This window comes from Hippea sp. KM1 (assembly GCF_000526195.1).
Classification (GTDB): Bacteria; Campylobacterota_A; Desulfurellia; order Desulfurellales; family Hippeaceae; genus Hippea.
In genome coordinates, this window is record NZ_JAFP01000001.1 from 1,143,345 (window position 1) to 1,155,077 (window position 11,733).

At 38.3% G+C, this 11,733-nt stretch carries 9 protein-coding genes, 2 tRNA genes and 1 CRISPR repeat array; of the genes, 5 read left to right on the forward strand and 6 right to left on the reverse strand.

Going from position 1 to position 11,733, the window contains the following annotated elements; all coding sequences use genetic code 11:
• Positions 1 to 53 precede the first annotated feature (53 nt).
• The 5 genes from folK to D891_RS0105870 all read right to left on the reverse strand — a co-directional run bounded on the left by folK (position 54) and on the right by D891_RS0105870 (position 2,461).
• Entirely contained in the window at positions 54 to 536 is a 483-nt protein-coding gene (folK, locus tag D891_RS0105850; RefSeq protein ID WP_025270198.1) for a 2-amino-4-hydroxy-6-hydroxymethyldihydropteridine diphosphokinase, read from the reverse strand.
• Positions 523 to 1,680: an LL-diaminopimelate aminotransferase gene (locus D891_RS0105855; RefSeq protein WP_025270199.1), complete on the reverse strand. Its 1,158-nt coding sequence runs from the start codon at positions 1,678 to 1,680 to the stop codon at positions 523 to 525. The genes folK and D891_RS0105855 overlap by 14 nt, the downstream gene beginning before the upstream one ends.
• Before the next feature lie 2 nt (positions 1,681 to 1,682).
• Complete coding sequence (locus tag D891_RS0105860; RefSeq protein ID WP_025270200.1) at positions 1,683 to 2,261, reverse strand: L-threonylcarbamoyladenylate synthase; 579 nt, start codon at positions 2,259 to 2,261, stop codon at positions 1,683 to 1,685.
• Positions 2,262 to 2,284: 23 nt separating this feature from the next.
• Positions 2,285 to 2,360, reverse strand: a tRNA-His gene (locus tag D891_RS0105865).
• 25 nt (positions 2,361 to 2,385) lie between these two features.
• Positions 2,386 to 2,461 (reverse strand) — tRNA-Lys (locus D891_RS0105870).
• A 174-nt stretch (positions 2,462 to 2,635) separates the two neighbouring features.
• On the opposite strand from D891_RS0105870, the gene D891_RS0105875 reads away from it, so the two are divergent.
• Positions 2,636 to 4,180, forward strand: coding sequence for an ATP-binding protein (locus D891_RS0105875; RefSeq protein WP_025270201.1), 1,545 nt, complete (start codon positions 2,636 to 2,638; stop codon positions 4,178 to 4,180).
• Between the two features lie 154 nt (positions 4,181 to 4,334).
• On the opposite strand, the gene D891_RS0105885 is transcribed toward D891_RS0105875, so the two are convergent.
• Positions 4,335 to 6,563 (reverse strand): hypothetical protein, encoded by a 2,229-nt coding sequence (locus D891_RS0105885; protein ID WP_156919074.1) that lies wholly within the window; start codon positions 6,561 to 6,563, stop codon positions 4,335 to 4,337.
• Positions 6,564 to 6,625: 62 nt separating this feature from the next.
• Positions 6,626 to 7,757: direct repeats of the CRISPR family, unit length 37 nt; unit sequence GTCTCGAAATCACCATTTAACATACTCCTCAGTCGAC.
• A 479-nt stretch (positions 7,758 to 8,236) separates the two neighbouring features.
• Between D891_RS0105885 and D891_RS0105890 the strand changes: the two genes are divergently transcribed.
• The 4 genes from D891_RS0105890 to D891_RS09195 are packed head-to-tail and all read left to right on the forward strand — an operon-like array spanning position 8,237 to position 11,730.
• Entirely contained in the window at positions 8,237 to 8,635 is a 399-nt protein-coding gene (locus D891_RS0105890) for a hypothetical protein (protein WP_025270203.1), read from the forward strand.
• A gap of 12 nt (positions 8,636 to 8,647) precedes the next feature.
• Complete coding sequence (locus tag D891_RS0105895) at positions 8,648 to 9,517, forward strand: GTPase (RefSeq protein ID WP_025270204.1); 870 nt, start codon at positions 8,648 to 8,650, stop codon at positions 9,515 to 9,517.
• Positions 9,518 to 9,529: 12 nt separating this feature from the next.
• Complete coding sequence (locus D891_RS0105900; RefSeq protein WP_025270205.1) at positions 9,530 to 9,958, forward strand: hypothetical protein; 429 nt, start codon at positions 9,530 to 9,532, stop codon at positions 9,956 to 9,958.
• Complete coding sequence (locus tag D891_RS09195) at positions 9,955 to 11,730, forward strand: dynamin family protein (RefSeq protein WP_025270206.1); 1,776 nt, start codon at positions 9,955 to 9,957, stop codon at positions 11,728 to 11,730. The genes D891_RS0105900 and D891_RS09195 overlap by 4 nt, the downstream gene beginning before the upstream one ends.
• The last annotated feature ends 3 nt before the right edge of the window (positions 11,731 to 11,733 follow it).

An 11,733-nucleotide genomic window follows, 5' to 3' on the forward strand; every position in this document is an offset into this window, starting at 1 on the left:
CAAAGCCCCGATCTGGGGTCTTCTGCCTATTAACAACAAATAAGATACCCCTTTTAGCAGGTCTTGAGGTGCTGATTGCCTTCAAGCCTGCCCTTGAGTTCTTCCAAGCTCAAACCGTTAAGCCTTAGATGCGCCCCCAAATCCAAAAGAGGCACGATCACAAAAAGCCTCTCGGCCGCCCACCTATGGGGAAGCCACAGCTGCTTGGTTTTTAGCATTATATTGCGATAGGCAACTATGTCAACATCAACGGTGCGCGGTCCCCATTTAAATTTCTTATTTCTGCCTAATTTCTTTTCTATCTGTTTAGCAAGCCTAAGTAATTCATAAGGTTTTAAATGTGTATTAACCTTTAACGCCATGTTGCAAAAATTCTTTTGCCTCTCATACCCCCACGGTTCGCTATTGTAAAATTTAGAGCAGGCCACCACTGAGAGGCGCCTTTTCAAATAGGCAACGGCCAATCTTAAGTTTTTCTTTCTGTTGCCCACATTACTCCCTATCGACAGATAGACCCACCGATTAAACGGCCGCACTCCTTATCCTCTCAACGGCCTCTTCTATCCTTGGATTGGTTATGCTTATCCTAAAATAGCCCTCACCCGCATCGCCGAAGCCGTTTCCAGGCGTTACAACGATGCCTTTTTCCTGCAGAAGCTTCTTGGTGAATTCAGCAGAGCTAAAGCCCTCTGGCACCTTAACCCAGAAATAGAATGTCGCCTTTGGTGTGTTAAACTCAAAACCGGCCTTGTTTAGGGCCTCTGCCATCTGATCCCTTCTTTTCTGGAATATCTTTATTATCTCAGAGTTCAGGCGCTCTGCATTATCCAGCGCATACGCACCTGCAACCTGAATGGCCTGAAATATGCCTGAGTCTATATTGGTTTTCACCTTACCCAGGGCAGCAATGACATCCCTATTGCCCACAGCAAAGCCTATCCTCCAGCCGGTCATGTTGAATGTCTTTGAAAGCGAGTGAAACTCTATGCCCACATCCTTTGCCCCTTCGACCTCTAAAAAGCTGATGGGTTTATAGCCGTCATAGCAGATCTCAGAATAGGCATTGTCGCTTGCAACAATAAAATCATACTCCTTTGCAAGCTCAACAACCCTTTTATAAAAACCCTCATCGGCAACGGCTGAAGTGGGATTATTGGGATAGCCCAAAAACATCAACTTTGTCTTTTTAAGAACATCCTCATCGATGCTATCAAGGTCAATTAAAAAGCCGTTCTCCTCCTTTAAGGGCATCTTATAAACCTCTCCGCCGGCAAACATCACCGCCACCGGATATACAGGATACCCCGGATCAGGAACAAGCGCATAATCGGAAGGATTTATATAGGCCAAGGGGAGATGGGCGATACCCTCCTTAGAACCTATAAGGCTTACCACCTCGCTTTCGGGGTCAAGCTCAACGCCAAACCTCCTTTTATACCAATTAGCAACAGCCTCCCTGAATTTCAACATACCCACATAGCTGGGGTATTGATGGTTTGCTGGATCCTCTATAGCCTTCTTTGCAACCTCAACAATTTCCTTTGGTGTGGGTATATCCGGATCGCCTACACCAAGATCGATAATATCCACGCCCCTTTTTGCTACCTCTTCCTTGAGCCTATCGATTTCTGCAAACAGATAAGGCGGCAGTTGTTTTATCCTATCTGCTAACTTAACCATAATCAACCTCCCATCATTCTCAGCTTTTCTATATTAAAGCCTTTTCTTAGAATATTAACCCTCCCCCCTTCAAGCTCTACAATTGTTGAGCTTACGCCCTTAACCTTACCGAGAACTATACCATCCACTCGATTTTTGTAAAGCCTTATAAGTTGAATGGGCAGGTTTACCTCCTTTGCATTGGAGATATTAGCACTTGTTGATGTGATAGGTTCAATAGAGCATACCTTTTTAAGAAACTCCGTATTGGCAAGCCTGAAGGCGGTCTTATGAAGAAAGGATGCCCACCACGGCAGATCAATCCTTGTTTTAATCACAACGCTAAAGCCGCTATCCAAAAGGAAGTTTAGCTTATCCTTATCGACATCACCTGCCACATCCCATATGAATTCCTTATGGGCTATGACAATAAAGGGTTTATGCATGCTCCTTTTCTTGAAAAGATAGATCTTCTTGTTTGCCGCTCCACTGAACAGAAAAGCGCTAAAACCGTAAATCGTAAAAGCAGGGCAAACTATCACACCGCCGGCTTTAAGGAGCGCTATAGCAGGATTTGCTTCTTTCTCGCTTATGATTATCATTCAGCGATTACCTTTAAAAAAGATGGGGTGAGTAGTGGGACTTGAACCCACGGCCACCAGGGCCACAACCTGGTGCTCTGCCAACTGAGCTATACTCACCATAAGGAAAATAAAAAAAGAAAAATGGTGAGCCGCGTAGGGATCGAACCTACGACCGACGGATTAAGAGTCCGTTGCTCTACCAGCTGAGCTAGCGGCCCACTCGCCAATGAATATACTCATCTTACCCCGATTAGTCAAGAGGAAAAATAACAGACCAAAAGAATTAACAATTGACAACATCGCCTTACGGTAATAAAATTTCGAAAAGCTCAACGGGAGGGCTAAATTTTAACCCTGTATTTAAATCTTACACCTATTAGAGTGCAAGTGCTATGAAAAAACTCCCAATAGGCATCCAGACCTTTAGCGAGATCATACAAGAAGGTTATTACTATGTTGACAAAACAGAGTTTGCATACAAGCTCTTGACAAAGGGCAAGTATTACTTCCTCTCCCGCCCCAGACGCTTCGGCAAATCACTCTTCCTTGACACATTGGCAGAGATATTCTTAGGACACAAGGAGCTATTCAAAGGACTATACATCTATGACAAGTATGACTTCAAGCCCCACCCTGTTATAAGGATATCATTTGGCAGCGGGGATTACTCTTTGGATGAGAGCCAGACGATCAATGAGATAAAGTACATATTAGAGGACAACTTGGAGACTCTGGGTTTAGAGTGTAAAGACCTAAATGACTTCAAAGACTGTTTCAGACAACTCATAAAAGAAGCCTATCTTAAACACTCCCAACGAGTCGTCATCCTCATAGACGAATACGACAAACCCATCCTTGACAACATCACAAACAAGGATATGGCAAAAAGGGCAAGAAACATTCTAAAGAACTTCTACTCTGTGATAAAGGACAGCGACAGATATATCAGGTTTGTCTTTATCACTGGAGTAAGCAAGTTCTCAAAGCTCAACCTCTTCAGTGGTTTGAACAACTTAGAGGACATCACCCTCAATGAAGAGTTTGCAGAGATCTGTGGTTATACACATGATGATCTGTTGACCGTCTTCAAAGACAGAATAGAGGGTATAGACTTAGAGTTGGTCAAGAGGTGGTATAATGGCTACAACTACTTTGGCAAACCCCTATACAACCCATTTGACATACTTCTGTTTCTCTCAAACAACGGCACATTCCGCAACTACTGGTGGCAGACAGGAAACCCATCGTTTCTGATAGAATTACTAAAAGAGGATGATTACTATATCCCTGAGCTTGAATACTCAGAGGTTACAGAAGAGATACTGAATGCGTTTGATGTTGACTACATTGACCTAAGGGCACTTCTTTGGCAAACAGGTTATTTGACATTTGACAAAAGGATAGCAGACAACCTTGGGGGATACACCTACACACTCAGGGTACCAAACACAGAGGTGAGAATCTCACTAAACCAGCTCCTCATAGATTATCTAACCAACCAAAGACAACAGAAGGCCAGATACCGCCTTGATATGTTCAACTATTTAAACAGAAACGACATCAACGGTTTTGTTGAACTGTTTAAGAAGATCTTTGCCTCTATTCCATACACAAACTATGTAAACAATGTAATATCAAACTACGAGGGTTATTACAGCAGCGTTGTTTTTGTCTACCTGATGGCTTTGGGCTATGATGTGATACCTGAGGATATAACAAACAGGGGAAGGATTGATTTAGCAGTTAAGACAGAGGATAAGATACTGATTGTTGAGTTCAAGGTTGATGCAAAAGAGCAGCCGATAAAGCAGATAAAAGAGAGAAGATACTACGAGAAATACCTGAATGAGAACAAAGAGATATACCTCATTGGTATGGTGTTTGACTCAAAGGAGAGGAATATTAGCCAGTGGGAAGTTGAGAGGGTGGATGGGTGAATGAGTAGATGGGTAAATGGGTGGATGGGGAATTCCCTTTTTTCCATCTACGAGGTGCAAAAAAGGGGGGGCGGGGAATGAAGGATTTTGGATTTTGGGTTGGGAATGGTGAGTTGGGGTGCTGGTTTTGCACCTCTATAAAGCTGAATTAGTATTACCCGGAAAAATAAAAACATCCGAAACTCAATAATATTACAATTGCAAAGGAGATAAGAAATAGTATTAGGCCAGAAAGTTTTGTGTATTTGCCTTGTTTAAGTCCAAGAAAGCCCGCAACAAACGATAAAACAAGGGCGAAGATACCTAACACTATTCCTAAAAAATTGTTGCATTTATCGAAATTACCCACATTCATACCCAAGATTCCTGCAATTAAAGATGGAGGCAGCAAAAGATAGCCCAGCTTATTCAGGCTATCCAGCTCCATATTCCTTTTACTCTCAACCCTGAAATTGATATAGTTGTTCAGCTCTTCAATCTCCCTATCAAAATCCTTTAGCAAACCCTCTATGCCCATCACAGCAAAGGCCTTCCTGTAAATTTCAATACCCTGATCCTGGGGTGTTATTTCCTTGAAATATATGCCGTTTAGAAAACTTAAGTATTTTTCATAAATCCCCTTTGCCTCTTCTGATATATTATCAAAACTCTCTTTTTCGCTTATCAATTGCACCATTTTTTGCACCTGTGTATTCAGATAAACAAGATAGGCCTTATAAGACAATAGAAGAATAACCATATCGAAATACATGCTATTTGCATGCTCCATGATAAAATCCGCGCTGCTTATGCCCACAAACGAATATCTCGTTATACCCCATAAAGTGCCCCAATCAATCCATCTATCGTAAGTTGACTCTTTCACGACCTCCTTACAAAAAACCCTATTGGCACATGATTTATCTTTTCCATCAACAAACAGAAACTTATACCACCAATCGTCATCAACATAACCATACTCACCACTATCGAACTTCATAAGCCTATTTAAAACCCTTTTCTTCTCATCCAAATGAAAGCTGACAACAAACATCCTATCGTCAATTATAGGCAGAACCGCATCTCCGACTATCTTTTTGATAAACGACGGTATCATCTTTGATTCAACCCTATCCAACTTGGCAATCTCACCATCCAAGCTTTTAAAATTAGAAAAGTCTTCAACAACAGTATGACCGTTTATCTTAAGTTCTATCCTATCCGCCAAAAAAGCATCTTTCGCTGCTTCCACAAAATCATTATTTTTTTTCAAAAATTGCGGATATATCCTTCTTCCAAAGTCGTTTATCTTGAGTATCTCATTTTCGTTGTATTCGTAGTTTTTAAGATGAAACGATAAAATGCCAATACTTTTATCGAACACATAAAGCGTAAGCTTCTCTAAAATCAAAGAAAACTCATTCTCTTCTTTTTTCATTTTGATTTTGATTTTATAAACAGATCCTTCTTCAGCGATTAACTCTTTTGTCTCACTTAGAGAATTTTCACCAGTTCTTGGAAAAAGCACTTTTCTTATATGCGGATAAAAATAAGAAAACTCGTTATAAAGCCCAGCAGAGTTCAATTCTGTTTTAGCTTCCCGCCACTCTCCAAATTCACATTTATTGAGCGCATCTCTGAATTTATCGTAATCCTTGATCACAAAAGGAAACATAAAGGTATGTGTACTAACAGGTCTACCAACAGCCATTAGAACCCTCTTTAGCACATTTTTATCTATTTTTTTATTAACGCCCAAAAACCCTCTTTCGCCGCCTCCCCAAAAATCGGCCTTAATCCCAATTTTTTCAAGATAGTTTTGTAAATCCTCCACATCAAAGCCATAAAACATCGCAAGCCTATCATTATAGACAATAAACTCCATCCACGGCTTTTCAAAGAAAATCCTATCGCAAAGCGGGGAGAAGCGCTCATAGTTAAAGTAAATAATTCTCTTTAATTCCACACTCTTTGACGCTTCTTCTTCTTGCTCTGACACACCCTGGCACAGTCTATCCAGCCTTCTTATTCTTTCTATATCAGCCATGCCAAATCCCTCGTTCATTAAGGCCTTAATATAAGCCTTATCATTCAACGCAACTGCATATTCAAATCTGCTTAATTTATGATTTAAAATCACTGCTACCTGCTCAATACTTGAGGGTTTATCTGAATTATCGTTGTGGTGGTCTATAAAAACAACATTGCCGTTTTTTATGTTAAGGTCGTTTTCAAGCTCTACGGCATAAATTGTTTGGTTTTTGAACTGCTCAAGCTCTGACTTGTATGCACTAATCTTTGCGCCCCACTCAAGGTTTTTGTCGATAAACTTAACGCCATGCTTTTTTAGTATCCTCTTTATGGCGCACATCTCCAAATCTCTGCCACCTAATAGGAAAACCATATCACTATTTTGCATACTCAATCCCAATAGTCAATAGATCTCACAAATATCAAAATCGGGGAGTAATTAAATCACCATTCAACATACTCCCCAGTCGACAAGACTAAGATTAACGTATATTTCTGGGATGATGGAATGTCTCGAAATCACCATTCAACATACTCCTCAGTCGACAGTTTGTTGCGCAACAGCTAAGGAAATGGTTTAAAGATGTCTCGAAATCACCATTCAACATACTCCTCAGTCGACGAGACTAATCAATTTCATAAAAAGGTCTGCTCCTCAGTACACGTCTCGAAATCACCATTCAACATACTCCTCAGTCGACAGTTGAATACGAGTTGAATGGACATCATCTAGATTATGTGGCATTCGTCTCGAAATCACCATTTAACATACTCCCCAGTCGACTCCGGTCTAATCGTCGGAACACTGCTCGTTGAGGCGAAATATCTCGTCTCGAAATCACCATTTAACATACTCCTCAGTCGACTTGTCAATTTTATTAAGCGAACAGCTCCGATGTATAGCAACGCAGGTCTCGAAATCACCATTTAACATACTCCTCAGTCGACGTTCTGTCGAAGTTATTGCTAAAAGATAAACCCAACGAGTATTTCGTCTCGAAATCACCATTTAACATACTCCTCAGTCGACACTACTACTGAAAGACAAACCAGATAACTATATAGAGAAAGGTCTCGAAATCACCATTTAACATACTCCTCAGTCGACTGGTTCAAATATGGGTTCTGCAGCGGCTTGATTATGTCTCGAAATCACCATTTAACATACTCCTCAGTCGACAACTTCTATTCTCACACTCTATAGGAACTTAAAAAAGAATGTCTCGAAATCACCATTTAACATACTCCTCAGTCGACCACATTTGAAGTAGACGCTCCGAAAGTAGAGGACTGGATGGAGTCTCGAAATCACCATTTAACATACTCCTCAGTCGACTTATTATAATCATTTCATTCGGTTTTATTTTGTATCTAATGTCTCGAAATCACCATTTAACATACTCCTCAGTCGACTTATCAGAATGTCAGAGCGAAAGCTGGAAACATACATTTTATGTCTCGAAATCACCATTTAACATACTCCTCAGTCGACAGGTGAGTTATGATGACATTCGAGGGTCAACTGCAAAAGTCTCGAAATCACCATTTAACATACTCCTCAGTCGACTGATGTTATAACTAAGCATAATGCAAATTACCGATTTTTTCAAATCAATATCTCTTGTTGTTTCTATGCAGTGATGCAAAAAAGTTGGAGAATGTATGCCTAAATTCATTTTCAAACCTTGCATTCTGGGCATGTCATTTCCATATATTGGCGTCATGACAACAAATTAACTTTTGAAAAAGTTAGAGAATCACCTTGTAAAATACAAAACAACCCTCGATTCTCCAACTTTTGCAAAAACACCCCTTAGAAAATGGCGTCAAATTAACATCCAAAAATCGCAAAAATCGAAAAGTTGGAGAATCGATTTTCAGAAAGACAAAAATATGGGATTCTCCAACTTTTTTGAAGCGATAACGAAATTATGTAAAAAATAAGGGGTAAAAAAGTTGGAGAATCAACAGAGGTGGGGATAGTATTTGACAGGGTTAGTTTATGGGATTAGAATTTAGTAAAAACACAATTTTAGGAGGTGTAATGTGTTTCTGAATAAACTCACTGATGACGAAAAAAAAGCTTTTATTAAACTTGCTTATTACCTGGCGAAAATAGACAAAAGGTTTTCAAAGGAAGAAAAGGATATTGTCTCTTCTTTTTTGAGAGAAATGAATATGGAAGACCCTGGTTTTAACGAGGAAGAGTTTGATTTATATGATGTTCTGTCTAATTTTAAAAGGAAAATTTCTAAAAACATTGTAGTTGTTGAGCTGTTTAGCCTTGCTTTAATTGATGATTATATGAGTATTGAAGAGAATGAACTGTTGAAAAAAGTTATTAATTATTTTGAAATAGACCCAAAGCTATTAATTTTGCTTTATAATTTTTCTAAAGCTTATGTTTCACTCTATATTCAAGGTGAAACTCTAATAACACTTTAGAGGAGTGAAGAAATGGATGCAATGGAAAAAATCATAGAAATAGAAAGACTTGTCCCAATAGCATCGGAAGACCTAAAAAAACTGAAACATTTGTTGGAGAATATGGAAAAAAACAGAAAGCCTGTAGTTGCCGCTATAGGTTTATATAACCACGGCAAGAGCTCAATATTAAACGCTTTGATTGACGATTTAGATAACAGAACTTTCAAAGTAGCCGACAAAAGAGAAACAAAGAGAATAGAAATAAAAGATATGGATGATTTTGTATACATGGATACACCTGGTATAGATGCAAGGGAAGACGACGACAGAAGGGTTTTAGACGCTGTCATGGATATTGATGCTATACTTTTTGTTCATAACCCTTCAACAGGTGAGCTTGCAAGCAAAGAAGTGGAGTTTTTACATCTGATTAGAAAGAGTTTTAAGGATGTTAGAGAATTTGCAGATAGAACGATTTTTGTGTTGTCTCGTATAGATGAATTGGAAGAGGGTGAGGTTGAAAGGGTAAAAAATAAAATAAAAAGCCAAATAAAGGAATACTTAGGAGCTGATATTTACATAAAAGAGGTGTCGGCCAAAAGGTATTTTAAGGGTGTAAAGGAAAACAAAAATATTTTTATTGAAAAAAGTGGTATAGTTTCCTTGATGGATGCGATTTTTACTATAATTAGATTAAATGCTGACAAAATGATGGCTTCTAAAAAAGAGAAAGTTATAAAAACCATAGATTCTATAATATCTAATTTAAACAGAAGAGCTAAAAAACTGTATAAAGAAGTAAATATTCTAACACAAGAAAAGCAAAAATTTGAGTCAGACATTTTTGAGGAATTGTGGCTAATAAATTCTACAATAGAAGAGTACAAGAAAGCTTTATAAGTGGAGGATCGTATGTTTATTATATATGATTTAGTTGAATACATTTATAATCAAATAAAAGAATTAGTTGACCCTGAGCCAACGCCAACACCGCCATCTCATGCCTATAGAAAGAAAGACGAGAGCGAGTATTTAAAAAGAAAAAAACAGGAAGAGGAGAGGCGAAGATATATATTAAGCAGGGAGTTGAACTCATACAAAAGCCAATCTGCTATATTCATGAAAAACAAATATGGAGTTACAATAAACTTTGAGCCCAGTGGGTCGGATATCCATGAGTTAGGCTCTAAACGTATAGACTTTAAAAATGTTTTTCTGGTGTCTGCAGGAGAACAATATAAAAACCTTTGTTATGAGATAGAACAAAAGGAAAGCGAGTTAAAGAGGATAGTTGAAGCGATTAATGAATTAGAAAAAATTAAAAGGAGTATGCAGGGATGAACACTGAGGTAATGGAGAAATTTTATAGGGGAATAGAGGAAATAAGTGTTCATTCAAAGGATTCCCAGGCATTTCTTGAGAGGATAAATAAGATACTGGAAGGTTTCTCCAAAAAAGTGGAAGCAACTGATATAGCGCGCAGTTTAAGAAAAAATAGGGACATGTACGAACTGGCAACCAATGTTTTAGAGAATATAAAAAACGGTGTAAATGCTTGGAATGCAGAAATAAACAAATTAATCAAAGAGGAAAAGCTCAGGGAGGAGCTTAGAAATGAATTTGTTGTTATAATCTATGGTAAAGTGAAAGCAGGGAAAAGCACGCTTGGCAATTTTGTAGCCAAAAACCCAATCAGCAAAAAACTTAATAAAAAGCCGTTCTTTTTTGTTTACGACAAAGCGGGTAATAAACAAAGTATAGAAGAGCTACAGGAAATAAAGGATGACTCAGGATTTAAGACGGACACTTTGGAATGTACTTCGGAAATACAGGGTTTTAAGCTTGATGGGTTAGCTTGGATTGATACGCCTGGTTTAGCGTCTATGAATAAGGAAAACGGCGAACTGGCCAAACAGTATATAAACGCAGCCGATTTTATAATCTTTCCTACTTCTTCTGATTCGCCTATGCAAAGAACAGAAATGAAAGAAATAGGCGAGCTAATAGAGTACAACAAGGTCTTCTATATTGTGATTACAAAATCAGACACATTTGAAGAAGACGAAAAGGATGGTGAAATTGTTAAGATAATCGTCAACAAAAGTCCAAGCACACGCAAGGCCCAAGAAGAAGATGTAAGAAAAAGGCTTAAGGAAGAGATAAATGATGTAAAGGATGAGATATTGAAAAATATAATATCTATCTCTGTTTTAACTGCAAAGAAAGGGCTTGAAGAAAACAACGAAGAGTTGTTCGAGGGGAGCAATATAAAAGAATTCTATCATCTTATGAATGAAAAACTGGTTAAAAAGGCCGAATTTGTTAAAAAAAGCTCAAGAGAAGAAAGAATAGGAGGATTTATAGAAAATACCGTACTTGAAAACATAAGCAATCTAAAAAAACAGCTCACTTTTCTCGATGAGAAAAAGGCGGAAATAAGAAAAAAACTTGAGAGACTAAAGAGCGATTCGGTAAACGATGTTTATCAAATTGTAAACTTTGTTGTAGCTAAAAAGAGAGGAGAAATAGAATCTACGAATATCAAGTTAAAGGTAAAAGAGATAGTTAAAGAGGTTAACGATGAAATTAAAGGTTTTACGATAGATAATTTAAAAAGTGTTTTTGATGAGTTCGATCAAGCATTGCTCAATTTTAGTATCAATCTCGATCCAGAAAAATACAAGATAAAAGAAAAGCATGAGAAGATAGAGATTTCAAGAGAAAAAGTATACAAGGATGTAGGTGGAGTTATTGGTGGAGCTATTGGTGGAGTTATTGGTGGAGCCATAGAAGGAGCTATTGTGGGATCAGAAGCAGGGCCAATAGGCACAATAATTGGTGGCGTAGTAGGTTTAATCATGGGAATGCAAGCTGGTAAAGCTGTTTCCACAACAAAGGTAGAAACAATAAAAATCGGTGATACAAAAGAAGAAACGCTGGCAAAACTAAGAGAGGATCTTATCAAAACCAAAACTGAAGAGGTTCAAGGTGCTTATGACTATATTTTGGAGAGCTTTTTGTACGAAATTGATAAAGCGACACTCAAAATACATGAGTTGATAGAGAATTTTGAAAATGAAATGAATAGGTTATTGCAAGAAATAAGGGGGTGAAGT